Source organism: Kitasatospora sp. NPDC004615 (assembly GCF_042873545.1).
Taxonomy (GTDB): Bacteria; Actinomycetota; Actinomycetes; order Streptomycetales; family Streptomycetaceae; genus Kitasatospora.
The window spans coordinates 296,403-322,141 of sequence record NZ_JBIALQ010000007.1 but is presented as its reverse complement, the minus strand read 5'-3'; the positions used below and the strand labels follow the sequence as shown (position 1 = coordinate 322,141).

The following is a 25,739-nucleotide window of genomic DNA, read 5'->3' as shown; positions in this document are numbered from 1 at the left end:
TGGCCGCGACCCTCGCTGTCAGGTCGCGGCCCGCCGCCGTCTCACTTCGTCGGTGTGAACTTGTTGAGCACCGTCGTGAAGCGCCGCAGGCTCTGCGTCCAGTCCTTCTCCGGCCCCGACACGTACACCGAGTACGACGTCCCGTCACTGCGCCGGAACTCCGCCTCCTTCGCGTGCCGGCGGACGCCGCTCGGCGTGGTGAAGCTGAACTCCCACACCGCGCCTTCCTGGTCGTTGATCTTCGCGGCGGCCAGGCTGCTGGTCTGGAAGTCCCGCTGGCTCTTGCTGAGCGAGGCCTCCAGCTGCAGCAGGTGCTCCTGCGGCGAGAGCGGCTGACCGACCGTCACCGCGAACTGCAGGTAGTGGTCGCGGCCGTCGGGCGAGTAGTAGATCTGGGTGCCTTCCTCGCTGCGCACCCACTTGCCGTCGCTGGGCAGCGGGAAGCGGAATCCGGCCGGGTCCTCCTGCCAGGTGTAGCCGGTGGGAGGAGGCGACAGCGCGGGGTCGACGACGCCGGACGAAACCTCTCCGCCCTGGCCCTTGTGCCGGTGGTCCAGGTAGTAGAACCCGCCTCCACCCGCGACGGCCAGCGCCAGCACGGCGGCCAGCACCATCAGCATCCGCCGCTTCCGACCGCCCCGAACCGCCGGAGCCGGAGCCGGAGCCGCAACCGCAGCCGGCGCCACCGTCTCCGTCGCCCCGCCCTGCACCGGCACCCGCCCGGGCGTCACCGTCTCCGCCCCGGCGGCCGCCCCGGCAGCCCTCTCGGCAGGTTCGACCCGGTCGCCCAGCGGCACCGCCTGCGTGGGCTGCCGTTCCTCGCCGGCCTGGGCCGGCACGCGGATGCTGACGGTCTGTCCGGCGGCGACCTCGCGAAGCATCTTGGTGGCTTCGTCGGCGCCGGGCCGTTCCGCCGGGTCCTTGGCCATCAGCGCGGCCAGCACCGGCCCGAGTGCGGCGGCCCGCCGGGATTCGGGGAGCGGCTCGTCGACGACGGCGGTGAGGGTGCCGAGCGGGCTGTCGCGGCGGAACGGCGACTGGCCCTCGACGGCGTGGAACAGCGTCGCGCCGAGCGCCCACAGGTCGGAGGCCGGTCCGGGCCGCTGGCCCTGGGCCCGTTCGGGGGCCAGGTAGTCGGGTGAGCCGACCAGGTCGCCGGGGCGGGTGATCTCCATCGCGCCCTCGAACTTGGCGATGCCGAAGTCGAGCAGCACGACGCGTCCGCTGCCGTGTTCGATCAGCACGTTGGCGGGCTTGACGTCCCGGTGCAGCACCCCGAGCTGGTGGCCGCGGTGCAGTGCGGCGACCAGCTGGAGGCCGACCTCGGCGGCCTCACGCGGGCTCAGGGTGCCGTCCTGGCTGATCACTTCGGACAGCGCACGGCCGTCGACGAGTTCCATCACGATCCACGGCCGGCCGTCCTGTTCGAGCACGTCGTGGATGGTGATGACGCCCGGGTGCTTGATCCGGGCGGCGGCCCGGGCCTCACGCTTCATCCGGGACTGAAGCATTTCCAGGTCCTCTTCCGAGAGGTGGCTGACCGTCAATTCCTTGACGGCGACCTCCCGGTCCAGCATTTCGTCCCTGGCCCGCCAGACGGTCCCCATCCCGCCGCGCCCCAGGCGCTCGCCGAGCGCGTACCGCCCGGCCAGCAGACGGTCGGTCGACTGGTCCTGTGCGCCCATGACCGTCCCCCCTTCGATGACCCCCCACCGTCGGTCGGACGAGGTCGTGGCACCTCGTGTGCCTGCTCGCACCGACGGTTCGAAGGCAAGCCTAGGCTGCGCGGCGCCGCGCGGGAATCACACCCCGGCTTGCGAATCGCACGGTGACCGACCGCTTTCAGCCTGCGACCAGAACGATCCCGGCGAGTGCCGCGACCATCAGCACCAGCACCGCCACCACCACCAGCGGCCCGAGCAGTCGCGCGGGTATCCGCGGCGGACGCCCGGCGGGCGCGGCACCTTGACGGGCCGTCGGCGGCCGCTTCTTCGGGCGGGCGCCGCGCGGGCGCCGGGCCGCCGGCGGAGCGCTCTCGGTGCGGGGCGCGGGCATCGGCGGAGCGGGCGGGCCGTCCGGGTACGGCTCGGGTGCGAACACCAGCAGCTCGCGCAGCTCCTGCTGGACGGCGAACGCGTCGGGCCGCGCGGCGGCGTCCGGGCGCAGCAGCCGCTCGACCAGCGACCGCAGCGGGCCGCACCCGTCGGCGGGGTGGTGGCGGCCGTCGCGGACGGCGGCCAGCAGGGTCGGCAGGTCGTGCTCGGGGTACGGGCCGTGGCCGGTGAGCAGGCGGTAGAGCAGCACACCGAGGGCCCAGGTGTCGGCGGGTGCGCCCGCGTCGATCGCCCAGCGCTCGGCGAGCGGTCCGAGCATGAGCGCGCGCGTCTCGTACACCCGGCGCGGCACTTCGCCGCCGAGCGCCGCGCACAGTTCTTCTTCGGCGGCGCCGAGCAGCAGGCCGCCGAGCATCGCCGCGCCGTCCTCGCAGATCAGCACGGTGCGGGCGGTGACGTTGCCGTGGGTGAGTCCGGTGCCGTGCACGGCCCGCAGCGCCCCGGCCAGGTCGGCGCCGATCTCCGCGACCCGGTACGGCGACAGCGGCCCGTCGCCCATCAGCCGCTCCAGCGGCGCTCCGGCCACCGATTCCTCGGCGACCCACAGCAGTTCGCCCTCGGGTCCGGCGGCAAGTCCGCGCAGCAGCCGCGGGTGGGTGGGTGCGGCGGCCGCGACCTGCGCGACCCGGGCGGTCAGCTGCGGCCCGTAGGCGGGTGCCGTCCCGCCGAGCACCGGCGACTCCGGCAGTTCCAGGGCGAACAGCCGCACCCGGGCGCCGCTGGGCCCGTCCACCGCGGGCACGCCGACCTCATCGTCCGGACGGTCCGTCACCCGGTACCGCCCGGCCACCACCTGCCCCGGGGCCGTTCGCATGCCTGTTCCTCACGCCGTAGTCCCGCCAGCCTACGGCCCCGGGCCGCACCCGCCACCTCCCGGTGCGGTCTTTCAACTCCCTTGTGTCCACCCGCCCGAGACGCTCCGTCCGGTTCACGGCGCCGGCTGGAAACTCTCGAAGGAGATCCGCCGGGCCAGCGAGCCGTCCGGCGCGGACCACACGGATTCCGGCATGGTCCAGTAGATCGCGTAGCCGTACTTGCCGTTGCCGGTGACGAAGCCGCGGTTCAGCGAGTGCAGCAGGGTGCCGCTCTTGCCGGTGTAGGTCCACTCCCAGTCGGCGGCGTTGCTCCAGCCCCGGTAGGCCACCGATTCGACCCGGATCCGGCGGTAGTCCTTCATGGTCGCGGACTTGTCGGACGCCTGCCAGTCCTTGAGCGCGCTGTCCCCGGCGGGCGACTGCCAGTCGACCACCAGCCGCAACCCGTTGCCCTCGAACTGCCGGCTGGTGGAGCGGTAGTCCGCCCCCTTGTCGGCCATCCATTCCGGCAGCGTGATGCTGAAACCGGACGGGTCCTTGTAGACCCGGTACCCGTCCGGGACCTGACCCGGGCTCAGCGTCGGCCCGGGCGACTCGCTCGGCTCCGCCGACGCACTGGCACTCGGGCTCGCGGACGGCGAGCTGCTCGCGGTCTCGGAGGGCTGCACGGGTGCGACGGTGTTCCCGCCGCTGTCCTGGGCGCTCGCCCCGCCGCCCTTCTCGGCAGGCCACAGCACCACCAGCGTGGCGACCAGCGCCAGCACCGCGGCCACCGCGGCGACGGCCAGCAGCGTGCGCCGGCGGGAATCCCCGCCGCGCGCCACCACCGCGGTCTCCGCGCCGGCGGCGGGGTCGGCGGGCAGCGCCCGGGTCGCGGTCTCGGCGGCGACGGGCTCGGCCGGCTTCGCGGCGGCGGCGGGCTTCGGCTCGGGCAGCGCCTTCCCGGCGACGATCCGCTGCAGCATTTCGCGGGCGGTGTCCGCGTCCATCCGCTTCGCGGGGTCCTTCTCCAGCAGCCCCTCGATGACCGGCAGCAGCGGCCCGGCGTGCGGGGGCGGCGGCAGTTCCTCGGTCATCACGGCGGTCAGCGTGGCCAGCGCGGAGCCCCGGTCGTACGGCGGGACGCCCTCGACCATCGCGTACAGCGTGCCGCCGAGCGACCACAGGTCGGACGGCGGGCCGGGCCGCTGCCCGCGGGCCCGCTCGGGCGCGATGTAGGAGGGCGCGCCGACCAGCATGCCGGTGGAGGTGATCGAGGTGTCGCCCTCGACGCTGGCGATGCCGAAGTCGGTGAGCACGGTCCGCCCGTCCTCACCGATCAGCACGTTGGACGGCTTCACGTCACGGTGCAGCACGCCCTGGCTGTGCGCGGCGCCGAGCACCCCGAGCAGGTCGAGCCCGATCGCGGCGGCCCGCTCCGGCGTCAGCGCGCCGTCCTCGCGGACCACGTCGGCCAGCGAACGGCCGTCGACGAGTTCCATCACGATCCACGGCCGCCCGTCCTCCTCGACCACGTCGAAGACGGTGACGGCGGCGGTGTGCCGGATCCGGGCGGTGGCCTTGGCCTCGCGCAGGGTGCGGACGATCAGCCGGCGCTTCTCGGCCTCGTCGACGGCCCCGGTCATCCGGAGCTCCTTCACCGCGACGACCCGGCCGAGCATCTCGTCCTCGGCCCGCCACACGGTGCCCATACCGCCACGGCCGAGCACCTCGCCGAGCCGGTAACGGTCCGCCAGCAGGCGGCCGGTCGGTTCCTGCGGCTGCGTCATCGGTGCGCTCTCCCCATGGTGTTGCGGCCCTCGCCGGTCGCCCGGCCGGGACCTGACGGCTTGTCGGACCACTGCGGGCGGCGGTCGCACGCCGGGGCACCATCATCCCCTGTCTCCGCCCCGCCCGACCACCCACCCCCACCCGCGCCGCGCCCCGTGCGCCCCCTGTGTCTCTTCCGCACCACTCCGGCGACCGAAAACGACCGGTCCCGACCGCCCCGTCACCGGTGATCGTCCGAAGCCTGCCGCACCCCTGTCCAAGCGCTCCGTGCGCCTGCTAACCTCTGCGCGCTCTTCATGCCATCACAACGGGGGGATCCGAAATGACCACGCCCGATCCGACCAACCCCTACGCCCAGCCGCCGCAGGCCCCCTACGGCCAGGCCACCCCGCCCCCGGCCCCGTACGGCCAGCCGCCGCAGGCCCCGCCCGGCCAGCCCGGCGCACCCCAGACTCCGTACGGCCAGCCCCCGCAGGCCCCCTACGCCCAGGCCGCCCCGCCGCAGGCCCCGTACGGCCAGGCCCCCTACGGCCAGCCCGGCCAGGCCGACCAGTCCGCCCCGGCCGAGGGCCAGCCCTGGGGCGCGGGCGTCCCGGTGGCCGGCGCCGACGCCGGCCCGAAGAACGTGCCGCTCGCGCTGCTGGCCGGCGTCGGCGTCACGCTGGCCTGCGGCCTGCTGTACGGATTCATCGCCAAGGCCACCGACCGCGAGTTCGTCTGGCTGGTGCTCGGCATGGCCGCCGCCATCGGCGCCACCGTCGGCAAGGTCGGCGGCAAGCACCCGCTGCTGCCGCCGCTCGGTGGGCTGCTCACCGTGGTCGGCCTGTTCTTCGGCGAGATCTTCGGCATCGCCCTGATCGCCCACGAGCACACCAGCATGTCGGTGACGGCCCTGCTCTTCGACCACTTCTCCCTTCTGGTCGACGTCTGGAAGGAAGCCTTCGACTTGTTCTCGGTGCTGTTCATCGTGCTCGGCGCGTTCCTGGGCGTCAGCATGACCGTGAAGTCCGGCAAGTCCTGACGCCACATCGAAAAATGGCCCCCGCCGTATGGCAGGGGCCCTTTCCGTATCAGCGGAATCAGCGGAGCGATCAGTGGCCGGAGTTGACCGTGACCTCGACCCGCTGGAACTCCTTGAGCTCGGTGTAGCCGGTGGTGGCCATCGCCCGGCGCAGCGCGCCGAACAGGTTCATGGTGCCGTCGGGGGTGTGCGACGGGCCGGCCAGGATCTGCTCGGTGGAGCCGACGGTGCCCAGGTGGACCCGCTTGCCGCGCGGCAGCTCCTCGTGGACGGCCTCCATGCCCCAGTGGTAGCCCTGGCCGGGCGCGTCGGTGGCGCGGGCCAGCGCGGCACCGATCATCACCGCGTCCGCGCCGCAGGCGACGGCCTTCGGGATGTCGCCGCTGTAGCCGACGCCGCCGTCCGCGATCACGTGCACGTAGCGGCCGCCGGACTCGTCCATGTAGTCGCGACGGGCCGCCGCGACGTCCGCCACGGCGGTCGCCATCGGCACCTGGATGCCCAGCACGTTGCGGGTGGTGTGCGCGGCGCCGCCGCCGAAGCCGACCAGCACGCCGGCCGCGCCGGTGCGCATCAGGTGCAGCGCGGCGGTGTAGGTGGCGCAGCCGCCGACGATCACCGGGACGTCCAGCTCGTAGATGAACTGCTTCAGGTTGAGCGGCTCGGCCGCACCCGACACGTGCTCGGCGGAGACCGTGGTGCCGCGGATCACGAAGACGTCGACGCCGGCGTCGACCACGGCCTTGGAGAACTCGGCGGTGCGCTGCGGCGAGAGCGCCGCGGCGGTGACCACACCCGAGTCACGGACCTCCTTGATCCGCTGCTTGATCAGCTCGGCCTTGATCGGCGCGGAGTACACCTCCTGCAGGCGCCGGGTCGCGTCCGCCTCGTCGGCGATCGACGCGATCTCCTCCAGCAGCGGCTGCGGGTCCTCGTACCGCGTCCACAGGCCTTCCAGGTTCAGCACGCCCAGGCCGCCCAGCTGCCCGATCGCGATCGCCTGCTGGGGCGACACCACGCTGTCCATCGGCGCCGCCAGGAACGGCAGTTCGAACCGGTAGGCGTCGATCTGCCAAGCGATCGAGACCTCCTTCGGGTCACGCGTACGGCGGCTGGGGACGACGGCAATGTCGTCGAAGGAGTACGCCCGGCGGCCGCGCTTGCCTCGCCCGATCTCGATCTCAGTCACTTCGAGCCCTTCTGCTGCTTTCCATCTCCCGACCGGGTCACCCCGGTCGCCCCCCAAGTATCCCGTACGACCCCTTTGCCCCCCGACAGGGGCGCACCGAACACCGGAGCCGCCCGGCCCGCAGGGTGAACTGCGGGCCGGGCGGCTCCGGTGGGACTCGGGTCAGCGCGCGTTGTAGTTCGGCGCCTCGACCGTCATCTGGATGTCGTGCGGGTGGCTCTCCTTGAGGCCCGCCGAGGTGATCCGGACGAACCGGCCCTTGGTCTGCATCTCCTCGACCGACCCGGCACCGACGTAGCCCATGGTCTGGCGCAGGCCGCCGACCAGCTGGAACAGCACCGCGGACAGCGGGCCGCGGTAGGGCACCTGGCCCTCGATGCCCTCGGCGATCAGCTTCTCGTCCGAGGAGACCTCGGCCTGGAAGTAGCGGTCCTTGGAGAAGGACTTGGCCTGGCCGCGGGTCTGCATCGCGCCCAGCGAGCCCATGCCGCGGTAGGACTTGAACTGCTTGCCGTTGATGAACAGCAGCTCGCCCGGCGACTCCTCGCAGCCGGCCAGCAGCGAGCCCAGCATCACGGTGTCGGCGCCGGCGCACAGCGCCTTGCCGATGTCACCGGAGTACTGCAGGCCGCCGTCGCCGATGATCGGGACGCCCGCGTCCTGGCAGGCCTGCGCGGCCTCCCAGATCGCCGTCACCTGCGGCACGCCGACGCCGGCCACCACACGGGTGGTGCAGATCGAGCCGGGGCCCACGCCGACCTTCACGCCGTCCACGCCCGCGTCGATCAGCGCCTGCGCGCCGTCCCGGGTGGCGACGTTGCCGCCGACCACGTCGACCGACACGGCGGACTTGATCTTCGAGATCCAGGACAGCGCGTTGTGCGAGTGACCGTGCGAGGTGTCCACCACCAGGAAGTCCACGCCCGCGCCGACCAGCGCCTGGGCGCGGTCGAACGCCTCGGCGGACGCACCGACCGCGGCACCGACCAGCAGCCGGCCCTCGGCGTCCTTCGCGGCGTTCGGGTACTTCTCCGCCTTGACGAAGTCCTTGACGGTGATCAGGCCCTTGATCCGGCCCTCGTCGTCGACCAGCGGCAGCTTCTCGATCTTGTGGCGGCGCAGCAGCGCGATCGCGTCCTCGCCGGAGATGCCGACCTTGCCGGTGATCAGCGGCATCGGCGTCATGATCTCGGCGACCTTGCGGCTGCGGTCGGTCTCGAAGGCCATGTCACGGTTGGTGACGATGCCCAGCAGCTTGCCGTCCGGGCCGGCGACCGGCACGCCGGAGATCCGGAACCGGGCGCACAGCGCGTCGGCCTCGGCCAGCGTGGCCTCCGGGCCGACCGTGATCGGGTCGGTCACCATGCCGGACTCGGAGCGCTTCACCAGGTCGACCTGGTTGACCTGGTCCTCGATCGACAGGTTGCGGTGCAGGACGCCGACGCCGCCCTGCCGGGCCATCGCGATCGCCATCCGGGACTCGGTGACCTTGTCCATCGCCGCCGACAGCAGCGGGATGTTGACCCGCACGTTCCGGGAGATCCGCGAGGAGGTGTCGACCTGGTTGGGCAGCACCTCGGAGGCCCCGGGCAGCAGCAGGACGTCGTCGTACGTGAGTCCGAGCATCGCGAACTTCTCGGGTACGCCGGCGGCGTTGTAAGACATGGGGAACCTTCCGTGGCGGGCCGTCGTTCTGCGCACGGGCGCCAGGGCTCTCTCGGCCGCCAAGCCCGGCGTTCGGTCGATCCTCCAACCGAGGACCGCGCACACCGGAGAAACTTTGGCGACCCGACCAGGCGCCGATACCCCATGGTACTGGTGCCGCGGGGTGCGTCGTCGCGCCCTCTTGACAACGCGCGCGCCCCCACGCTTCTTCCCCCCGCGCGAACCGGCTAGCCGGACTCCTCGGCCAGCGCCCGCAGCCGCGACAGCGCCCGGTGCTGGGCCACCCGCACCGCGCCCGGCGACATGCCGAGCACCTCGCCGGTCTCCTCCGCCGACAGCCCGTCCGCCACCCGCAGCAGCACCAGCTCGCGCTGCCGGGCCGGCAGGTTGGACAGCAGTTCCTTGATCCACGCGGCGTCGCTGGACAGCAGCGCCCGCTCCTCCGGGCCGAGCGAGTCGTCCGGCGTCTCCGGCAGGTCGTCCGGCGGGATCACCGTCGAACCGGGCCCGCGCATCGCGGCCCGCTGCAGGTCGGCGATCTTGTGCGCGGCGATCCCGTACACGAAGGCCTCGAACGGGCGGCCGGTGTCCCGGTAGCGGGGCAGCGCGCACAGCACCGCGACGCACACCTCCTGCGCCACGTCGTCCACATGGTGCCGGGCCCCGCCGGGCAGCCGGAGCAGCCGGCCCCGGCAGTAGCGCAGCGCCAGCGGCAGCACGTAGCCGAGCAGCGCCTCGATCGCCGGACCGTCCCCACGCACCGCGGCCGCGACCAGTGCGGCCTCCTCGGGCGACGTCACACCCGCGTTCTGCGGACGGCCACCCGCACCCGACGCACCGTCGGATCCCGCCGACCGGCCCTCCGGTGCCGACGACGGACCGGCAGCCGCACCCTCGGGGGCGGGCTGTGCCGGATCGGTCCCGGCGGCCTCCTCGTCGTCATGCATCGGTCCATGGTGCCTGGTCGGACCGGAAAACGCGGCACCGCGTCCGGACTTGTGCATCGGAACGTTATGCGTCGCCGGGTGCACCGTGCCGCCTCCCCTGCCTGTCCGCTGGTCCCCGAGGTGCTCCACTACTCCATGGTGCAGCCTCGGGACCACAACGTCACACGTCCGAGCGAGCGCAGTTGTCGCCGCACCCGCTCAGCGGACCAGGCCCCAACGGAAGCCGAGCGCCACCGCGTGCGCGCGGTCCGAGGCGCCGAGCTTCTTGAACAGCCGCCTGGCGTGCGTCTTCACGGTGTCCTCGGACAGGAACAGCTCGCGGCCGATCTCCGCGTTGCTGCGGCCGTGGCTCATCCCCTCCAGCACCTGGATCTCACGGGCCGTCAAGGTCGGTGCGGCGCCCATGTCCGGGCTGCGCAGCCGGCGCGGCGCCAGGCGCCAGGTCGGGTCGGCCAGCGCCTGGGTGACGGTGGCCCGCAGCTCGGCGCGCGAGGCGTCCTTGTGCAGGTAGCCGCGGGCCCCGGCGGCGACCGCGAGGGCCACACCGTCCAGGTCCTCGGCCACGGTGAGCATGATGATCCGGGCGCCCGGGTCGGCCGAGAGCAGTCGGCGGACCGTCTCCACTCCGCCCAGTCCGGGCATCCGAACGTCCATCAGAACGAGATCGGAACGGTCGGCCACCCAGCGGCGGAGGACCTCCTCACCGTTCGTCGCAGTGGTCACCCGGTCCACGCCGGGTACGGTCGCCACCGCACGGCGCAGCGCCTCCCGGGCGAGCGGGGAATCGTCGCAGACGAGTACGGATGTCATGACCGTCCTCCGCAGCTGATCCGCGTCACGTTGAGCCTCCTGGCTGGTACGAACCTCTCCGACACGGCCGCCTTGGACGGACTCCGTTCCGATCGCCTCGCTCCGCGACCGATCCCGATGTCCCGCGCCTGCTGACCGCCTCCGTACATCCAACGACCGTCACTCGAATGAGTTACGGCTTCAGGTCCATCTCCACCACTGTACGTGGCCAACCCATCACACAAGAGCCACCTCGCGGTGCACACGCCGCACTTTTGTGCAGCTCGCGCGCGGTGCCCGCGCCACGCACGCCTTCCGGCCGGGACCCGCGCCCCTTCGGACATCCGATCGGGGAAGGGTGCGACTTAAAACCTATTGCACCGTTTGTCCGTTTTTATAGCTTCCGTTAGGTCATTGACTGTTGTGTCGGTCTGTGGGTGACTTGTCCGTGTAGTTGGGTGTAAGTCATATTTCCAGGTGTCCGTATCGGTCCCGCGCAGTCTCGCCGGACAACCACGGCCGAGCCGCCAGGTCCCGCGCCCTCGAAGGGAATGAGCCATGGCAGATTTCTCCCGCCTCCCAGGCCCCAACGCAGACCTCTGGGACTGGCAGCTCTCCGCCGCCTGCCGCGGCGTCGACAGCTCGCTGTTCTTCCACCCCGAGGGCGAACGCGGCGCGGCCCGGACCTCCCGCGAGGCGAGCGCCAAGGAGGTCTGCATGCGCTGCCCGGTACGCGCCCAGTGCGCGGCCCACGCCCTGGCCGTCCGCGAGCCCTACGGGGTGTGGGGCGGCATGACGGAGGACGAGCGCGAGGAGCTGCTCGGCCGCTCCCGCAACCGGCTGGTCCAGGTCCCGCTGGCGATGCCGCAGACCATCCGCCACTGAGCACCCGGTGAGCGGCCGCGCATACTCCCTGCCGCCGCACCAACTCTTCGAGTAACTGAAAAAACGTTTCTTCGTATACGCTGCGGCGCCCCGCCCCAGGCCGGCGCCGCGTCCGTTCCCGGACCCTTCCGCGAACGCCTCAGCGGGCCGCAGCCGCCGCCGCGAGCTGGTCCAACATCAGCTCCACCGCCGGAACCCCCGCCAGGTCCGGCAGGGTCAACGCCACCACCTCGCGCCGCGCGGGCTCACCCGACGCCACCCGGACCGGCACCGCCACCACTCCCGGATGCCGCACCGACTCCAGCGCCAGCCCCGGCAGCACCGCCACCCCCAGACCCGCGCCCACCAGGCCCACCACCGCCGGGTAGTCGTCGGTGGCGAACTCGATCGACGGCGCGAAGCCCGCGTCCGTGCACAGCTCCACCAGGTGCCCCCGGCACTGCGGACAGCCCGCGATCCACTGCTCCTGCGCCAGCTCCGCGAGATCCACCGGCTCGCCCTCGCCCCGGCCCGCCAGCGGATGCCCGGCCGGCACCAGACCCACCAGCGGATCGTCCAGCAGCGGCCGCACCACCAGCTCCGACCAGTCGTTCGCCGCAGCCGTCGCCGCCGCCTCCAACGTCGCCTCCGCGCGCGCCTCGCGCAGCGTCGCATGCGGGGACGGCAGGCTCAGACCGCCCTGCGAATCCGGGTACCGGAACGCCAGCGCCACCTCGCACTCCCCGCCGCGCAGCATCGCCAACGCCTGCGGGGGCTCCGCCTCCACCAGCGAGACCCGCACCCCCGGGTGCGCCGCCCGCACCTGCGCCACCGACCGCGGCACCAGCGTCGAACTCGCCGTCGGGAACGAGACCAGCCGCACCCGGCCCGCCCGCAGCCCCGCGATCGCCGCGACCTCCTCCTCCGCGGCCGACAGCCCCGCGAGGATCCCGTTCGCATGCTTCAACAGCACCCGCCCGGCCTCGCTCAGCTGCATCTCCCGCCCCGACCGCACCACCAGCGGGGTGTCCACCGCCTTCTCCAGCGCCTTCATCTGCTGACTCACCGCAGGCTGAGTGCACCCCAGCTCCCGCGCCGCAGCAGAAAAGGACCCGGTCCGGGCGACGGCATGCAGAACACGGAGGTGGCGGGCTTCAATCACGCCATCAACCTTAGAGGGAGAGCCAGGGTGCGGATCCAGGGAGAGCACCACCAGGGGCGCGGGGGAACTGCGCGGCCAGCCATGCACCGTCCGCACTCGACCACCATCGTCCAGCCCCACCCGCCTCCGCCCACGCGAAAGGGGCGCGAGGAACCGGCGGTCCCAGCCTCGCACTACGAGAGTGCATGGCCGGTCGCGCAGTTCCTCGCGCCCCTGGGGCTGCTGCCCCTAACGCCTAGCTGTCAGCAGACGCTCAGTGGCTGTGGCCGTGCCCACCGTGCGAGTGGCCGTGGCCCGCGGCCTCTTCCTCTTCCTTCTTCTCGACCACGAGGGTCTCGGTGGTGAGGAGGAGGGAGGCGATGGAGGCGGCGTTCTCCAGGGCGGAGCGGGTGACCTTGACCGGGTCGATGACGCCGGCCTTGACCAGGTCGCCGTACTCGCCGGTGGCGGCGTTGTAGCCCTGGCCCGGCTCGAGCTCGGAGACCTTGGAGGTGATGACGTAGCCCTCGAGGCCGGCGTTCTGGGCGATCCAGCGCAGCGGCTCGACCAGGGCGCGGCGGACCACGGCGACACCGGTGGCCTCGTCGCCGGACAGGCCGAGGCCGTCCTCCAGGACCTTCGCGGCGTGCACCAGCGAGGCGCCACCACCGGCGACGATGCCCTCCTCGACCGCGGCGCGGGTCGCGGAGATGGCGTCCTCCAGGCGGTGCTTGCGCTCCTTGAGCTCGACCTCGGTGGCCGCGCCGACCTTGATCACGCAGACGCCACCGGCCAGCTTGGCCAGGCGCTCCTGCAGCTTCTCGCGGTCCCAGTCGGAGTCGGTGTTGGCGATCTCGGCCTTGATCTGGGCCACGCGGCCGGCGACCTCGGAGGAGTCACCGGCGCCGTCGACGACGATGGTCTCGTCCTTGGTGACGGTGATGCGGCGGGCGGAGCCCAGCACGTCCAGGCCGACCTGGTCGAGCTTGAGGCCGACCTCCTCGGAGATGACCTGGCCACCGGTCAGGGTGGCGATGTCGCCGAGGATGGCCTTGCGGCGGTCACCGAAGCCGGGGGCCTTGACCGCGACCGCGTTGAAGGTGCCGCGGATCTTGTTGACCACCAGGGTGGACAGCGCCTCGCCGTCGACGTCCTCGGCGATGATCAGCAGCGGGCGGGAGCCGCCGGCCTGCAGGACCTTCTCCAGCAGCGGCAGGAGCTCCTGGATCGAGGAGATCTTGCCCTGGTTGATCAGGATGTACGGGTCCTCCAGGACGGCTTCCTGGCGCTCCGCGTCGGTGACGAAGTACGGCGACAGGTAGCCCTTGTCGAACTGCATGCCCTCGGTGAACTCGAGCTCGACGCCGAAGGTGTTCGACTCCTCGACGGTGATGACACCGTCCTTGCCGACCTTGTCGATCGCCTCGGCGATCAGCTCGCCGACCTGGGTGTCCTGCGCGGAGAGGGAGGCGACGGCGGCGATGTCGTCCTTGCCCTCGATCTCGCGGGCGACCGACAGCAGGTGCTCGGAGACGGCGGCGACAGCCTTGTCGATGCCCTTCTTCAGGGCGGCCGGGCCGGCGCCGGCGGCGACGTTGCGCAGACCCTCGTTGACCAGGGCCTGGGCCAGCACGGTGGCGGTGGTGGTGCCGTCACCCGCGACGTCGTTGGTCTTGGTGGCGACCTCCTTGACCAGCTGCGCGCCGAGGTTCTCGTACGGGTCGTCGAGCTCGACCTCGCGGGCGATGGTCACACCGTCGTTGGTGATGGTGGGGGCGCCGAACTTCTTGTCGATGACGACGTTGCGGCCCTTGGGGCCGATGGTCACCTTGACGGTGTCGGCCAGCTTGTTGACGCCGCGCTCCAGCGAGCGGCGGGCATCCTCGTTGAACTGCAGGGTCTTCGCCATGATCCCGTTTCCTCAGGGTGTGGTCTGCGTACGTGGAGCAACAACCGCGCCCCGGGCCCCTGTCAGTGCTGACACGGATCCGGGGCGGGCTGGGGACGTCTTACTTCTCGATGATGGCGAGAACGTCGCGAGCCGAGAGGACGAGGTACTCCTCGCCCTGGTACTTCACCTCGGTGCCGCCGTACTTCGAGTACAGGACGATGTCACCGACGGCGACGTCGAGCGGCAGACGCTGGCCGTCCTCGAAGCGGCCCGGGCCGACAGCCAGGACGACACCCTCCTGGGGCTTCTCCTTGGCAGTGTCCGGGATCACCAGGCCGGAGGCGGTGGTGGTCTCGGCGTCGAGCGGCTGGACCACAATGCGGTCCTCGAGCGGCTTGATGGCAACCTTGCTGCTGGTGGTCACGTCCGAGCTCCCCTTCGGAGATTACGGGGTTGTCTATCAGGTAGGTGGGCGAGGGTGCGCAGCTGCCGTCGCGGGGGTCAGGCACGCATCTTCGCGTTAGCACTCCCCCTGGGGGGAGTGCCAGGAACGACCTTAGGTCGCCGTTAGCACTCAGTCAACCAGAGTGCCAATGACGCCGTGTCGGATGTCGGCACCACACCCCCCGATTGAGTGCCGGTACTCAGGCGGCGGCGCCGGCCCGGGCGCCAGGATCGGCGCATGACGAAGACTCGACGCCCCGCAGGGCAGGACGCGTTCCACGCGGTGTGGATGGTGGCCGCGGAAGTGCCGCTGCTGGCCATGCTGCCGGGCATGCTGACCTGGGCGAGGTTCAGCTACGTGTGGGTCGCCGACCCTTCGGTCTTCGGCCCGCTGGGGCAGGTGCTCGGGGCGTTCTCGCTGATGCTGGCCGCGTCGGGACTGCTGCTCGCGCTCATGGTGCTGGCGACCGGCCTGGTGCTGCCGGCCCGCCGGGGACTGCGGATCGCACCGCTGGCGCTGCTGACGGTGGGGCCGCTGCTGGCGGTGGCGGCGCACTCGGTGCTGCGCCTCTGATCCTTCCGGGTTGTGCACGGGCGCTCAGGCGACGGCGCCGACTCCAGGTTCGGCATCGGCACATGACGAAGACCGTCCGCACGGCGGGATGTACGGCATGCGCTCCGGTTGACGGCGCTGGCAGCGATCGCGCTGCGGGTGATCACGGGGTGAGCGGGGCGGGGACAATGGTGGTGTGGAGATCGAGTCGTTCCGGGCGCTGCTGACCGAGCAGGGGCAGGCGCTGCTGGCGGAGTTGCGGGAGTTCACGGCGGACCAGGAGCTGGCGCTGGCGACCCGGCTGCGGCGGGATTACCCAGCGGAGCTGGTGCGGGCCGCGTTCGAGCAGGCGCGGTTGCGGCAGCGGGCGGAGGCGAAGTTCGGGGCGGACGCCCGGTCGATGTACTTCACCCAGAACGGGGTGGAGCAGGCGACCCGGCGCAGTGTGGCCGAGTGGCGGGCGGGTCGGTTCGCGGCGCTCGGGGTGAAGCGGTTGGCGGACCTGTGCTGCGGGATCGGCGGGGACGCGATCGCGCTGGCCCGGGCCGGGATCGCGGTGCTGGCGGTGGACCGCGACGAGCTGACCTGCGAGGTGGCGCGGGCGAACGCGGCGGCGCTGGGCGTGGCGGAGCTGGTGGAGGTGCGCTGCGCGGACGTCGCGGACATCGACACGGACGGCTTCGACGCGGTGTTCACCGACCCGGCGCGGCGCACCTCGCGCGGGCGGGTATTCGATCCGGAGGCGTATTCGCCGCCGCTGTCCTGGGCGGTGGAGGCGGCCCGGCGCACCCCGTTCGGCGCGTTGAAGGTGGCGCCGGGGATCCCGCACGAGCTGGTGCCGGAGGGCGCCGAGGCGGAGTGGGTGTCGGACCGGGGCGAGGTGAAGGAGGCGGTGCTGTGGTTCGGCACCGGGGCCGCCGAGCCGTACCGGGCGACGGTGCTGCCGGGCCCGCACTCGCTGGCCGGCGGCGCGCTGCCGGACCCGCCGGTGGGCGCGGTGGGCCGGTACCTGTACGAGCCGGACGGCGCGGTGATCCGGGGCCGGATGGTCGCCGAGGTGGCCGAGTTGACGAACGGCCGGCTGATCGACCCGATGATCGCGTACGTCACCTCGGACGAGCTGCACCCGACGCCGTACGCGCACGCCTACGAGCTGTCCGACGTACTGCCGTACAACGTCAAGAAGTTGAAGGCGCTGGTGAAGGAACGCCGGATCGGCACCGTGGTGATCAAGAAGCGCGGGGCGTCGGTGGTGCCGGAGGAGCTGCGGCGACAGCTGAAGCCGTCCGGGCCGAACTCGGTGACGGTGATCGTCGCCCGTACCGAGGCCGGCCCGGTGATGATGCTGGGTCAGCCGACGGGCTTGGCGATGTAGTCGTCGAGGCGGGCGACCGCGAAGCCCTGTTCCTGGATGCGGGCGAGCATCTCGCCGAACATCGAGGTCATGCTCTCGCCCTTGAGCTCGGACGGGCCGCGGAAGTGGGCGAGGATGATGTCGCCGTTCTTCAGCTTCTTGTCGGCGGACTGGTACTGCATGTCGTGGATCTGCATGGATTCACGCCACAGCACGATGGCGCGCGGCCCGCACTCCTGCACCGAGGTGTTCAGGGTCGGGGTGTTGGCGCCGTCGCCGAACGGCGGGCGGAACAGGTAGGGGGCGGTGCCGTACTGCTCGGTGAGGGCGGTCTGGTCGTCGCAGATCTCGGACTTCTGCTTGGCGGCCGGGATCTTGCTCATCACCGGGTGGTCGACGGTGTGGTTCTGAATGGTGTTGCCGAGCGCCTGCAGCGGCTTGAAGTAGGCGTAGTCGTTCTTGACGATGTCCTTGGTCAGGAACATCGTGATCGGCACCTTCAGGTCGGTCAGCATCTGGACGAACTTGGGGTCCTTCTCGGCCCCGTCGTCGATGGTGATGAAGACGACCTTGTCCTGGGTGGGGACTTCGCTGAACACCGGCACGGTGCCGGTCTTGGTCAGCTTGATCGGCTTGTCGGCGGGCGCCGCGGGCGCCTTGGCCATCGGCTTGAGGCCCCACTTCGCCCATGCGGCGTCCCCGGCGGTGTCCTGCGCGGGCGCCGACGCGGGGGCGGACGAGCCGCCCGAGGACGCGGCGGAGGGCTGCGCGGGGGCTGCGGACTTCGTGGCGGGCGCGGAGCTTCCGCACCCGCTGGCCGCCAGCAGCACGGCGAGCGCGCCCAACCCGTACCCGATCCGGGCCCTCTTCTTCACCGGTGTCCCCCGCTCTCAGCTCTACAGGCGTGTCGATGTTCAGGACGAACGCTACCTGCCCCGCGGTTGCCTACCCGACGTCCGTCCGGGTGAAGGTCCAGTGGTGCACCGGCCGGGACAGCAGCCCCGCCGGGGGCGCCGGGACGGGCTGCGGCTCGCCCGTCCACAGCGCGATCATCAGCACCCGGTCGCCGGGTGCGGTGAACAGTTCGACCCGTTCCAGGCCGGCCGCCCCACGCACCGCGGGGAGCGCGAACTCCCGTGCCCAGGTGTGCAGTTCGCTCCCCCGCCCGTCGGCCGCGCGGGCCTCCCACATGGCCGCCAGGGTCACTTCAGCGCCTCGGCCGCGTGCGCGTGGAAGTCCGTGTGCGGGACGTGCGTCTCGGTGACCGGCAGCGAGGAGTCCGCCGACAGGTCGAACGCCGACGGGGTGCGGTCGCGCCAGACCATCTCGGCGCCGAGCGCGGCCACCATCGCGCCGTTGTCGGTGCACAGGCCCGGCCGCGGCACCCGCAGCACGATTCCCGCCTTGTCGCAGCGCTGCTGCGCCATCTCGCGCAGCCGGGAGTTCGCGGCGACGCCGCCGCCGATCATCAGGTGGTCGACGCCGTTGTCCTTGCACGCCCGCACAGCCTTGCGGGTGAGCACGTCGGTGACGGCCTCCTGGAAGGACGCGGCGACGTCCGCCACCGGCACCGGCTCGCCGGCCCGCCGCTTGGCCTCGACCCAGCGCGCCACGGCGGTCTTCAGGCCGGAGAACGAGAAGTCGTACGCCGGGTCGCTCGCGCTGCTCAGGCCGCGCGGGAAGGCGATCGCCTTGCCGTCGCCCTCGCGGGCCATCCGGTCCACCACCGGCCCGCCGGGGAAGCCCAGGCCGAGAACGCGCGCGACCTTGTCGAACGCCTCGCCGGCCGCGTCGTCGATGGTCGCGCCGAGCGGCCGCACGTCGGAGGTGATGTCGCTGCTGAGCAGCAGCGAGGAGTGCCCGCCGGAGACCAGCAGCGCCATGGTCGGCTCGGGCAGCCGGCCGTGCTCCAGCTGGTCGACGCAGATGTGCGAGGCCAGGTGGTTGACGCCGTACAGCGGCTTGTCCAGCGCCCACGCGTACGCCTTGGCGGCGCTGACGCCGACCAGCAGCGCACCGGCCAGGCCGGGGCCGGCGGTGACGGCGATGCCGTCCAGGTCGCTCGCCTTGATGCCGGCGGTGTCCAGCGCGCGCTGGATGGTGGGGACCATCGCCTCCAGGTGCGCCCGGCTGGCGATCTCCGGGACGACGCCGCCGAACCGGGCGTGGTCGTTCACCGAGGACGCGACCGCGTCGGCGAGCAGCGTGGTGCCGCGGACGATGCCGACGCCGGTCTCGTCGCAGGAGGTCTCGATTCCGAGGACGAGCGGTTCGTCAGCCATTGTGATGATCCTTCAGATCGCTTGCATCGCTTGCCAGGTGGTCCAGACGCATCACCAGTGCGTCCACGTTGGCGGGCTGGTAGTAGCCCCGCCGGATGCCGACCGGCTCGAACCCGAACCGCTCGTACAGCTGCTGCGCGCGCAGGTTGTCCACCCGCACCTCCAGCAGCAGCTCGGCACAGCCGCGCCGGACCGACTCCTCGATCAGCTCGGTCAGCAGCATCGCCCCGAGGCCCGCCCCCTGGTGCCCGGCCTCCACCGCGATGGTCTGCACGTCGCCGTCCGCCCCGACCACCATCAGCCCGGCGTAGCCGACCAGCGTGTCGTCCTCGCCGACCGCCACCACGTAGTGCCGGCTGCCGCCCGGGTGCGCCTCGGCCAGCTCGGACCAGTACATCCCGCGCGACCAGGCGTCGTCGGGGAACAGCAGGTGCTCCAGCGCCATGACGGGCTCGATGTCCCACCAGCGCATGGGACGCAGCGAGAACCTAGCCACGGCCGGAGAGTCCCGTGCGCGTCACGCCGGAAGCACCGCCTTGTAGCCGGCCGGCACCTGCGCGTCCGGGCGCCGCAGGTACAGCGGGGCGTTCGGCAGCAGCTCGCGGCCGGCCGCCAGCTCGCGGACCGCGAAGTCGGCGAGCGCGCCGGCCGACACGTGCTCGGGGCCGCTCGCCGCCGGCAGGCCGTACAGCAGCGCGCCCGCGCCGACCGTCCGCCCGCCGGGCTCGATCTCCGCCGGACGGTCCACCGAGGGCCCGGAGATCCGGGTGCCGGACGCGTCGTAGGAGGCCCAGTAGACCTCCTTGCGGCGCGCGTCGGTGGCAACCGAGAACGCCTCGTCCAGGCCCTCGGTGCGGGCCTGGTGGGCGATCGCGTCGAGGGTGCAGACGCCGTGCACCGGCAGGCCGAGCGCGTCGCCGAGCGCGGCGGCGGTCACCAGGCCGACCCGCAGGCCGGTGTAGGGGCCGGGGCCGACGCCGACCGCGAGGTCGGTGAGCTGCCGCTTGTCCACACCGGCGGTGCGCAGCACGGCGCCGATGGTGGGCAGCAGCAGTTCGCCGTGCCGGCGGGCGTCGACCTCGTAGGACTCGGCGAGCACGCGCTCGCCGTCGTGGACGGCGGCCGTGACGGCGGGGGTGGCGGTGTCGAAGGCGAGGAGGAGCACGCGTTCAAGGTTAGAGGGTCCGGCGAGGGTGCCCGCACCGGCCGGGAACACACGATCGGAAGAGGCCGAAGCGGCGTCGCGGACCTGGCACGATGGGCCTCGGACGTGAGACGGAGCGTTGAGGAGCAGACCGTGGCGAAGCTGGGTCCTGGTGTGGTGGTCGGCGGGCTGACCCTGGGCGCCATGGCGGTGATCGGGCTGCTGGCGTTCCAGGCGAACGGCGCCGCGTCCCGGGCGGTGGCGGCCGCCCCGGCCTCGGCGAGCGCCCCGGCTGCGGCGCCCTCGGCGAGCTCGCCGAGCGAGCGGCCGACCGCTCCCCCGTTGCCGGCGGACTCCGGGGCGGGCCTGCGAGTGGTGTTCTCGCTCAAGGAGCGCCAGGTGTGGCTGGTCGACCCGAAGAAGCCGGAGCAGGTGGTCGGCACGTTCAAGGTGACGCCGGGCAGCGCGCTGCCGAACCCGGGCGCGTACACGGTCTACAGCCGCACGGCGGCGGGCACCGGCACGGACGGCCGGCAGATCGAGCATGTGGTGCGGTTCACCCAGCAGCAGGGCACGGTGTTCGGTTTCAGCGCGCTGGTGGACGAGAACGCCGCCGCGCCGTCGGTGGACCCGAAGACCAAGACCGGCGGCATCCGGGCGTCCCGCTCGGACGGCCAGGCGCTGTGGGACTTCGCGCCGAACGGCACCCGGGTGGTCGTGGTCGCCTGACGGTAAGCCGGAACGCTACGCGGCGTGGCGCTCCGGCGGGGTGGAGACCGCCTCGGCGGCCCGGCAGGACGCCAGCAGCACCCGCATCGGCACGGGCTCCTGCGGCGCGTCGGTGCGCGAGGCCTTGGCGCGCGAAGCCTCGACGCGTGCCGCGTCGGCCGGTTCGGGACGGCGGTCGGTCCGGGGGGTGGTGCTCGCCATGAGGCGCCTCCCTAGTTAGGTACACCTAACCTGCTGCCGCCATCCCATCACGCCCACCGGCCGGGCCGCAACAATTTACCGACACGCTGTCGGGAAACCGGCTCAGTTGTCACCCAATACGGTGAGGTCCACGTCGTCCCAGCGAGCGCCCAGCCCCGTCACGGTGACCCGCCGCCCGTCCGCCTCCACGGTGACGTCCGCCTCCGCACCGCCCAGGGTCCGCTCGATCCGGACCTCCAGCCGGTCCTCGGAGAGCTGCTCGACCTTGCCCTCGCCCCACTCGACGACGATCACCGACTCGGGCAGCGAGACGTCCAGGTCGAGGTCCTCCATCTCGTCCAGGCCGCCGCCCAGCCGGTACGCGTCCACGTGCACCAGCGCGGGGCCACCGGTCAGCGACGGGTGCACCCGGGCGATCACGAAGGTCGGCGAGGTGACGGCGCCGCGCACCCCCAGGCCCTCCCCCAGGCCGCGGGTCAGCGTGGTCTTGCCCGCGCCCAGCTCCCCCGACAGCAGCACCAGGTCGCCCGGGCGCAGCAGGGCGGCGAGCCGCCGGCCGAGGCCGGTCATCCGCTCCGCGGTGGCGACGGTCAGAGTGGTCTGCGAACCCATGGCGTCCTTCTTCGATCGTTGCGGCCACCCCTACGGTGCCACACCCGGACGCCCGTTCAGCCCTCCGGCCGGTCACCCTCGGGCTCGCGCAGCGCGGCGGGCAGCGGGCCGGTGCCGGCCCGGTCGGCGGCCCGCTCCAGCAGGGCGACCAGTTCCCCGTCCACCAGCTCGGGGCGTTCCAGCATCACCAGGTGGCCGGCGTCCTCCACCAGCACCAGCCGGGCACCGGGCAACGCGGCGGCGATCGCCTCGGAGTACTCGGGCGGGGTGATCAGGTCCTTCGCGCCGGCCATCACCAGCGTGGGGACGCCGTCCAGCCCGGCCAGCGCGGCCAGCTTGTCGTGCGCCGAGAACGCCGGGTAGAACTCCGCGACCACGTCGATCGGAGTGGCGTCCAGCAGCTGCTCGGCGAACCGCACCACCGCCGGGTCGACGTCCTTGCCGCCGAACGAGAACCGCCGGTAGAACACCGCCGTCAGGTCCGAACCCCAGCGCCGGGTCGCCTCCACCAGCTCGACCTGCCGGCCCAGCATCCGCACCACACCGGGCGCGACCCGCTTGACCAGGCTCGCCCCGGCGGCGGGCAGGCCCAGCGTCACCGAGTCCCAGCCACCTGCCAGCGTGCCGATCAGCGCCACCCCGACCACCCGGCCGTCCGGCCCGAACAGCTCGGGATGCTGGGCGGCCAGCGCCATCACCGTCATGCCGCCCATCGAATGCCCGACCAGCACAATCGGCCCGTCCGGCACCACCGCGTCCAGCACCGCCCGCAGGTCGCCGCCGAGCTGATCGATCGACGCGGGCTCACCGTTCAGGTACGAGCGGGACCGCTCGGAACGGCCGTGGCTGCGCTGGTCCCAGAACACCGCCCGCAGCGCACCGCGCAGCGCGGCCCGCTGGAAGTGCCAGCTGTCCTGGTTCAGGCAGTACCCGTGGCAGAACACCACGGTCGGCCCGGGGCCGTCGGCGGCGTCCACCTCCACGTACAACTCGGTGCCGTCATCGGCCCGCACCCGCCGCGGCGCACCCCGCAACGACCCGAACGGCGCCGCCGCGTCCAGCTCCTCCCGGGCCCGCCGACGCATCGCCCGCCCCACCGTCATCCGCTCCACCGCCACCCCGGCAGCGGCCCCGGCGGCGAGCACCCCGAGCGATATCCCGATCAGCCCGGCCCTGGAGACCCCCGACGGCTCAGCCATTCTTGGTGAACTCACGGGCGCGGAGGGGTGCGAAAACGGGGGCGCGTGGGGGCACCTCCCAGCCCGCCAAGGGCTGGGGGAGAACTGCGCGAAGCGGAAGGCGAACGTGGGAAAGATCGCGCCACTGACAGCCAGTTGCACGTGAGCGCGCCCTACCGAAGACAGCCACTACCGCACCCCACCCACGTACCGCCGGGGCACCCGCCCCCCGATCCGAGTGATGATCTCGTACGAAAGCGTCCCGCAAGCCTTCGCCCAGTCCTCGGCAGTGGGCTCGCCCCGGTCGCCGGCGCCGAACAGCAGGGCTTCTTCGCCGACCTCGGGCGTGTCCCCACCGAGGTCCACCACGAACTGGTCCATCGCGACCCGGCCGGCCACCCGGTAGCGGCCGGAGCCGATCTGCACCGGCCCGGTGTTGCTCGCGTGCCGCGGAATGCCGTCCGCGTAGCCGAGCGGGATCAGGCCGAGCGTGGTGGGACCGGGCGTGACGTAGTGATGGCCGTAGGAGACGCCGTGGCCGCCGGGGACACGCTTGACCATGGCGAGCCGGGCCGCCAGCGACATGACCGGCCGCAGGCCGTAATCGGCGGGCGTGCCGACCTCGGGCACCGGCGACAGGCCGTACATGGCGAGGCCGGGCCGGACCAGGTCGTAGTGCGACTGCGGGAGCAGCAGGGTGGCCGGGGAGTTCGCCAGGTGCCGCACCTCGGGGTCGAGGCCGGCCCGCTCGGCGGACGACAGCGCCTGTGCGAAGGAGTCCAGCTGGGCCTGGATGGAGGGGTGGCCGGGCTCGTCGGCGGCGGCGAAGTGCGACCACACGCCGACCACCCGCAGCAGGCCGTCGGCCTGTGCCTTGGCGGCGTTGTCGACCAGGTCGGCCCAGTCGTGCGGCTGGCAGCCGTTGCGGCCGAGGCCGGTGTCGGCCTTGAGGTGGATCCGGGCCGGGATGCCGGTGGCTCGGACGGCGGCGAGGAGTTCGTCCAGCGCCCACTGGCCGCTGATCGAGATGTCGACGGACTCGCGCAGCGCCTGCTCCCAGGGGCCGCCGGGCGTCCACAGCCAGCACAGGATGCGGGCCTGCTCGGGGCGGATCCCGGCGGCGCGCAGTGCGAGCGCCTCCTGCGGGGTGGCGGTGCCGAGCCAGCCGGCGCCGGCGGCGATCGCCTCGCGGGCGCACTGAAGCGCTCCGTGGCCGTAGGCGTCGGCCTTGACCACGGCCATCAGCTCGGGGCCGTTGGTGCGGGCGCGCAGGGCGGCCAGGTTGTCGCGCAGGGCGGCCAGGTCGATGGTCGCCTCGGCACGGACCCCCTCGGTCAGTGCGGGTGTCCCGGTGGTATTCGCAGTCGTCATCGCGTATCAGTCTCCCAGACCCCCGCCGGTCCCCCCATCAGGGGCGCGGCCGACCGGGGTGCGGTCACCCGTCCACCTGTATGCCCTTTCCCTTCCGGTGTCTCCACGCGGTGGAGCGGGTTCCGGTTCCGAACGGGGTGTCAACCGGTCGTCGACCGGGCCGGGGCCGGGCCGACGAGGATACGCCTCCCGGCCCCGGACAGGGCGTCAGCCGGTCAGCGACTGCCAGACGGGGTGCAGCGCCTCGGCGAGGTCGAGCGCCGTGATCGGGGCACCTGTTCCCGCGGCGCGCCTCCCGGCCAGGCCGTGCAGGTACGCGGCGGCGGAGGCGGCGTCGAGCGGGGTCAGGCCGGTGGCGAGCAGGGAGCCGGCCAGGCCGGACAGGACGTCGCCGCTGCCGGCGGTGCCGAGCCAGCCGGTGCCGGTGGTGTTCACCCGGGCGGTGCCGTCGGGGTCGGCGACGACGGTGGTGGAGCCCTTGAGCAGCACCGTCGCGCCGTAGCGGGCGGCGAGCGAACGGGCAACCACCAGTCGGCGGGCGGCGACCGTGTCGGCGTCGGCGTGCTCTCCGACGCCGGCCAGCAGCCGGGCGGCCTCGCCGGCGTGCGGGGTGAGCAGGGTCGGGGCGGACCGGTCGGCGAGCAGGCCGGGGCCGAGCCGGGCGAGTTCGGTGAGCGCGTCGGCGTCGGCGAGCACCGGGACGTCGGTGTCGAGGGCCTCCCGCAGAGCGTGCTCCGCGCCGTCGCCGCCCCCGGGGCCGACCACCCAGGCCTGGACCCGCCCGGCACCGGCCGGACCGGTCTCACTGACCAGCGTCTCGGGGTGGCGGCGGACCACTTCCTCGGCAGCGTGCCCGGTGTAGCGCACCGCGCCCGCGCCGCCCCGCAACGCCCCCGCGACGGCGAGCAGCGCCGCGCCCGGGTAGCGGGCGGAACCGGCACAGACGCCGACCACGCCGCGCCGGTACTTGTCGCTCTCCGCGCCGGGGACGGGCAGCAGCGCGGCCACGTCGGCGTGCTGGAGCGCCTCGACGGGGGCGGGCGGCAGGTCGAGGCCGATCTTCACCAGGTGGACCACGCCCGCGTAGCCGGCGCCGGGGTCGATCAGCAGGCCGGGCTTGTAGGTGCCGAAGCAGACGGTGACGTCGGCGCGCAGCGCGGGGCCTGCCACCTCGCCGGTGTCGGGGTCGACGCCGGAGGGCACGTCCACGGCGACCACGGGGCCGCGGCGGGCCATGGTCGCGAAGGGCGCCGCGGCCGGACGCAGCGGGCCGCGACCGCCGATGCCGACGATGCCGTCCAGCACCAGGTCGGCGCGCCCGAACGCGCCGGCGTCGTCGGTGACCCGGCCGCCGGCGGCGAGAAGCTCCGCGAGGCCGGCGGCGTGCGCCTTGGCGGGGTCGAGCAGCAGGGCTTCGACGCGAGCGCCCCGGCGGGCGAGGCGGGCGGCGGCGTACAGCGCGTCACCGCCGTTGTCGCCGGAGCCGGCCAGGACGAGGATGCGGCTGCCGTAGACCCTGGGCAGCAGTCGGGCGCAGGTCGCAGCTAGACCGGCTGCGGCGCGCTGCATCAGGGTGCCTTCGGGGAGGGTGGCCATCAGCGCGGCCTCGGCTGCACGGACTTGGGCGACTTGGTGGGCCTGGCGCATTCGAAAGCTCCTTCGGGG

General features: G+C 72.9%; 25 protein-coding genes. 5 read left to right on the top strand and 20 right to left on the bottom strand.

The genetic code is table 11. The annotated features are described in order from the left end of the window. Nucleotides 1–41: 41 nt before the first annotated feature. The 3 genes from ACFYS8_RS25270 to ACFYS8_RS25260 all read right to left on the bottom strand — a co-directional run bounded on the left by ACFYS8_RS25270 (nucleotide 42) and on the right by ACFYS8_RS25260 (nucleotide 4,698). The gene (locus ACFYS8_RS25270) at nucleotides 42–1,685 is read right to left on the bottom strand and encodes a serine/threonine-protein kinase (protein WP_387644572.1); all 1,644 of its coding nucleotides are present in this window, start codon (nucleotides 1,683–1,685) and stop codon (nucleotides 42–44) included. Nucleotides 1,686–1,842: 157 nt separating this feature from the next. Beyond that, entirely contained in the window at nucleotides 1,843–2,928 is a 1,086-nt protein-coding gene (locus tag ACFYS8_RS25265; protein WP_387644569.1) for a protein kinase, read from the bottom strand. A 114-nt stretch (nucleotides 2,929–3,042) separates the two neighbouring features. Continuing rightward, nucleotides 3,043–4,698, bottom strand: coding sequence for a serine/threonine-protein kinase (locus tag ACFYS8_RS25260; RefSeq protein ID WP_387644567.1), 1,656 nt, complete (start codon nucleotides 4,696–4,698; stop codon nucleotides 3,043–3,045). A gap of 323 nt (nucleotides 4,699–5,021) precedes the next feature. On the opposite strand from ACFYS8_RS25260, the gene ACFYS8_RS25255 reads away from it, so the two are divergent. Next, complete coding sequence (locus tag ACFYS8_RS25255) at nucleotides 5,022–5,720, top strand: hypothetical protein (RefSeq protein WP_387644564.1); 699 nt, start codon at nucleotides 5,022–5,024, stop codon at nucleotides 5,718–5,720. A gap of 70 nt (nucleotides 5,721–5,790) precedes the next feature. Here the strand turns inward: ACFYS8_RS25255 and ACFYS8_RS25250 are convergent, their stop codons facing one another. The 4 genes from ACFYS8_RS25250 to ACFYS8_RS25235 all read right to left on the bottom strand — a co-directional run bounded on the left by ACFYS8_RS25250 (nucleotide 5,791) and on the right by ACFYS8_RS25235 (nucleotide 10,331). Continuing rightward, nucleotides 5,791–6,909, bottom strand: a complete 1,119-nt coding sequence (locus ACFYS8_RS25250; RefSeq protein ID WP_387644562.1) for a GuaB3 family IMP dehydrogenase-related protein — start codon at nucleotides 6,907–6,909, stop codon at nucleotides 5,791–5,793. Between the two features lie 162 nt (nucleotides 6,910–7,071). Beyond that, nucleotides 7,072–8,574 (bottom strand): IMP dehydrogenase, encoded by a 1,503-nt coding sequence (guaB, locus tag ACFYS8_RS25245; protein WP_387644559.1) that lies wholly within the window; start codon nucleotides 8,572–8,574, stop codon nucleotides 7,072–7,074. A gap of 227 nt (nucleotides 8,575–8,801) precedes the next feature. After that, nucleotides 8,802–9,521, bottom strand: coding sequence for an RNA polymerase sigma factor ShbA (shbA, locus tag ACFYS8_RS25240; protein ID WP_387644557.1), 720 nt, complete (start codon nucleotides 9,519–9,521; stop codon nucleotides 8,802–8,804). A gap of 198 nt (nucleotides 9,522–9,719) precedes the next feature. After that, nucleotides 9,720–10,331 carry a response regulator transcription factor gene (locus ACFYS8_RS25235; protein ID WP_014136228.1) on the bottom strand — a complete coding sequence of 204 codons (612 nt, stop codon included), beginning with the start codon at nucleotides 10,329–10,331 and terminating at the stop codon, nucleotides 9,720–9,722. A gap of 537 nt (nucleotides 10,332–10,868) precedes the next feature. Here ACFYS8_RS25235 and ACFYS8_RS25230 point away from each other — a divergent pair. Continuing rightward, a complete protein-coding gene (locus ACFYS8_RS25230) occupies nucleotides 10,869–11,195 on the top strand; it encodes a WhiB family transcriptional regulator (RefSeq protein ID WP_387644555.1) in 327 nt (108 codons plus the stop codon). A 139-nt stretch (nucleotides 11,196–11,334) separates the two neighbouring features. On the opposite strand, the gene ACFYS8_RS25225 is transcribed toward ACFYS8_RS25230, so the two are convergent. The 3 genes from ACFYS8_RS25225 to groES all read right to left on the bottom strand — a co-directional run bounded on the left by ACFYS8_RS25225 (nucleotide 11,335) and on the right by groES (nucleotide 14,630). Further along, nucleotides 11,335–12,336, bottom strand: coding sequence for a LysR family transcriptional regulator (locus tag ACFYS8_RS25225; protein WP_387644552.1), 1,002 nt, complete (start codon nucleotides 12,334–12,336; stop codon nucleotides 11,335–11,337). Nucleotides 12,337–12,589: 253 nt separating this feature from the next. Then, nucleotides 12,590–14,224, bottom strand: a complete 1,635-nt coding sequence (gene groL / locus ACFYS8_RS25220) for a chaperonin GroEL (RefSeq protein WP_387644549.1) — start codon at nucleotides 14,222–14,224, stop codon at nucleotides 12,590–12,592. Nucleotides 14,225–14,324: 100 nt separating this feature from the next. Continuing rightward, the gene (groES, locus tag ACFYS8_RS25215; RefSeq protein WP_014136232.1) at nucleotides 14,325–14,630 is read right to left on the bottom strand and encodes a co-chaperone GroES; all 306 of its coding nucleotides are present in this window, start codon (nucleotides 14,628–14,630) and stop codon (nucleotides 14,325–14,327) included. A 258-nt stretch (nucleotides 14,631–14,888) separates the two neighbouring features. On the opposite strand from groES, the gene ACFYS8_RS25210 reads away from it, so the two are divergent. Together ACFYS8_RS25210 and ACFYS8_RS25205 are read left to right on the top strand one after the other, a co-directional pair. Further along, nucleotides 14,889–15,224 (top strand): hypothetical protein, encoded by a 336-nt coding sequence (locus ACFYS8_RS25210; RefSeq protein ID WP_387644546.1) that lies wholly within the window; start codon nucleotides 14,889–14,891, stop codon nucleotides 15,222–15,224. A gap of 175 nt (nucleotides 15,225–15,399) precedes the next feature. Next, complete coding sequence (locus tag ACFYS8_RS25205) at nucleotides 15,400–16,578, top strand: methyltransferase domain-containing protein (RefSeq protein WP_387644543.1); 1,179 nt, start codon at nucleotides 15,400–15,402, stop codon at nucleotides 16,576–16,578. Here the strand turns inward: ACFYS8_RS25205 and ACFYS8_RS25200 are convergent. The 5 genes from ACFYS8_RS25200 to tsaB all read right to left on the bottom strand — a co-directional run bounded on the left by ACFYS8_RS25200 (nucleotide 16,554) and on the right by tsaB (nucleotide 20,004). Further along, entirely contained in the window at nucleotides 16,554–17,432 is an 879-nt protein-coding gene (locus ACFYS8_RS25200) for a polysaccharide deacetylase family protein (RefSeq protein WP_387644540.1), read from the bottom strand. The genes ACFYS8_RS25205 and ACFYS8_RS25200 overlap by 25 nt on opposite strands. A gap of 70 nt (nucleotides 17,433–17,502) precedes the next feature. Beyond that, nucleotides 17,503–17,748, bottom strand: coding sequence for a hypothetical protein (locus ACFYS8_RS25195; RefSeq protein WP_387644537.1), 246 nt, complete (start codon nucleotides 17,746–17,748; stop codon nucleotides 17,503–17,505). Nucleotides 17,749–17,759: 11 nt separating this feature from the next. After that, a complete protein-coding gene (gene tsaD / locus ACFYS8_RS25190) occupies nucleotides 17,760–18,839 on the bottom strand; it encodes a tRNA (adenosine(37)-N6)-threonylcarbamoyltransferase complex transferase subunit TsaD (protein ID WP_387644535.1) in 1,080 nt (359 codons plus the stop codon). Continuing rightward, complete coding sequence (gene rimI / locus ACFYS8_RS25185; protein ID WP_387644998.1) at nucleotides 18,832–19,311, bottom strand: ribosomal protein S18-alanine N-acetyltransferase; 480 nt, start codon at nucleotides 19,309–19,311, stop codon at nucleotides 18,832–18,834. Before rimI ends, tsaD begins: the two co-directional genes overlap by 8 nt. A gap of 45 nt (nucleotides 19,312–19,356) precedes the next feature. Then, complete coding sequence (tsaB, locus tag ACFYS8_RS25180) at nucleotides 19,357–20,004, bottom strand: tRNA (adenosine(37)-N6)-threonylcarbamoyltransferase complex dimerization subunit type 1 TsaB (protein WP_387644532.1); 648 nt, start codon at nucleotides 20,002–20,004, stop codon at nucleotides 19,357–19,359. A gap of 132 nt (nucleotides 20,005–20,136) precedes the next feature. Here tsaB and ACFYS8_RS25175 point away from each other — a divergent pair, with 132 nt between their 5' ends. Further along, nucleotides 20,137–20,712 carry a L,D-transpeptidase gene (locus tag ACFYS8_RS25175; protein WP_387644530.1) on the top strand — a complete coding sequence of 192 codons (576 nt, stop codon included), beginning with the start codon at nucleotides 20,137–20,139 and terminating at the stop codon, nucleotides 20,710–20,712. 15 nt (nucleotides 20,713–20,727) lie between these two features. Here ACFYS8_RS25175 and ACFYS8_RS25170 read toward each other — a convergent pair whose 3' ends face one another. From ACFYS8_RS25170 to ACFYS8_RS25150, 5 genes are all read right to left on the bottom strand, one after another. Continuing rightward, nucleotides 20,728–20,913, bottom strand: coding sequence for a hypothetical protein (locus tag ACFYS8_RS25170; protein WP_387644527.1), 186 nt, complete (start codon nucleotides 20,911–20,913; stop codon nucleotides 20,728–20,730). A 102-nt stretch (nucleotides 20,914–21,015) separates the two neighbouring features. Next, entirely contained in the window at nucleotides 21,016–21,525 is a 510-nt protein-coding gene (gene tsaE / locus ACFYS8_RS25165; protein ID WP_387644524.1) for a tRNA (adenosine(37)-N6)-threonylcarbamoyltransferase complex ATPase subunit type 1 TsaE, read from the bottom strand. A gap of 56 nt (nucleotides 21,526–21,581) precedes the next feature. After that, nucleotides 21,582–22,724, bottom strand: coding sequence for an alpha/beta fold hydrolase (locus ACFYS8_RS25160; protein WP_387644522.1), 1,143 nt, complete (start codon nucleotides 22,722–22,724; stop codon nucleotides 21,582–21,584). Nucleotides 22,725–22,892: 168 nt separating this feature from the next. Continuing rightward, the gene (gene alr / locus ACFYS8_RS25155) at nucleotides 22,893–24,074 is read right to left on the bottom strand and encodes an alanine racemase (protein WP_387644519.1); all 1,182 of its coding nucleotides are present in this window, start codon (nucleotides 24,072–24,074) and stop codon (nucleotides 22,893–22,895) included. 207 nt (nucleotides 24,075–24,281) lie between these two features. Next, nucleotides 24,282–25,721 (bottom strand): NAD(P)H-hydrate dehydratase, encoded by a 1,440-nt coding sequence (locus tag ACFYS8_RS25150; protein WP_387644517.1) that lies wholly within the window; start codon nucleotides 25,719–25,721, stop codon nucleotides 24,282–24,284. Nucleotides 25,722–25,739: the final 18 nt, after the last annotated feature.

What these genes read in the sequence shown, in the direction of transcription:
- rimI (WP_387644998.1), bottom strand. Translation starts at nt 19,311, where the DNA reads ATGCGCTGGTGGGACATCGAGCCCGTCATGGCGCTGGAGCACCTGCTG.
- ACFYS8_RS25150 (WP_387644517.1), bottom strand. Translation starts at nt 25,721, where the DNA reads ATGCGCCAGGCCCACCAAGTCGCCCAAGTCCGTGCAGCCGAGGCCGCG.
- groL (WP_387644549.1), bottom strand. Translation starts at nt 14,224, where the DNA reads ATGGCGAAGACCCTGCAGTTCAACGAGGATGCCCGCCGCTCGCTGGAG.
- ACFYS8_RS25195 (WP_387644537.1), bottom strand. Translation starts at nt 17,748, where the DNA reads ATGTGGGAGGCCCGCGCGGCCGACGGGCGGGGGAGCGAACTGCACACC.
- guaB (WP_387644559.1), bottom strand. Translation starts at nt 8,574, where the DNA reads ATGTCTTACAACGCCGCCGGCGTACCCGAGAAGTTCGCGATGCTCGGA.
- ACFYS8_RS25255 (WP_387644564.1), top strand. Translation starts at nt 5,022, where the DNA reads ATGACCACGCCCGATCCGACCAACCCCTACGCCCAGCCGCCGCAGGCC.
- ACFYS8_RS25260 (WP_387644567.1), bottom strand. Translation starts at nt 4,698, where the DNA reads ATGACGCAGCCGCAGGAACCGACCGGCCGCCTGCTGGCGGACCGTTAC.
- ACFYS8_RS25230 (WP_387644555.1), top strand. Translation starts at nt 10,869, where the DNA reads ATGGCAGATTTCTCCCGCCTCCCAGGCCCCAACGCAGACCTCTGGGAC.
- ACFYS8_RS25210 (WP_387644546.1), top strand. Translation starts at nt 14,889, where the DNA reads ATGACGAAGACTCGACGCCCCGCAGGGCAGGACGCGTTCCACGCGGTG.
- ACFYS8_RS25270 (WP_387644572.1), bottom strand. Translation starts at nt 1,685, where the DNA reads ATGGGCGCACAGGACCAGTCGACCGACCGTCTGCTGGCCGGGCGGTAC.
- tsaD (WP_387644535.1), bottom strand. Translation starts at nt 18,839, where the DNA reads ATGGCTGACGAACCGCTCGTCCTCGGAATCGAGACCTCCTGCGACGAG.
- ACFYS8_RS25160 (WP_387644522.1), bottom strand. Translation starts at nt 22,724, where the DNA reads ATGGCTGAGCCGTCGGGGGTCTCCAGGGCCGGGCTGATCGGGATATCG.
- ACFYS8_RS25235 (WP_014136228.1), bottom strand. Translation starts at nt 10,331, where the DNA reads ATGACATCCGTACTCGTCTGCGACGATTCCCCGCTCGCCCGGGAGGCG.
- shbA (WP_387644557.1), bottom strand. Translation starts at nt 9,521, where the DNA reads ATGCATGACGACGAGGAGGCCGCCGGGACCGATCCGGCACAGCCCGCC.
- tsaE (WP_387644524.1), bottom strand. Translation starts at nt 21,525, where the DNA reads ATGGGTTCGCAGACCACTCTGACCGTCGCCACCGCGGAGCGGATGACC.
- ACFYS8_RS25170 (WP_387644527.1), bottom strand. Translation starts at nt 20,913, where the DNA reads ATGGCGAGCACCACCCCCCGGACCGACCGCCGTCCCGAACCGGCCGAC.
- ACFYS8_RS25265 (WP_387644569.1), bottom strand. Translation starts at nt 2,928, where the DNA reads ATGCGAACGGCCCCGGGGCAGGTGGTGGCCGGGCGGTACCGGGTGACG.
- alr (WP_387644519.1), bottom strand. Translation starts at nt 24,074, where the DNA reads ATGACGACTGCGAATACCACCGGGACACCCGCACTGACCGAGGGGGTC.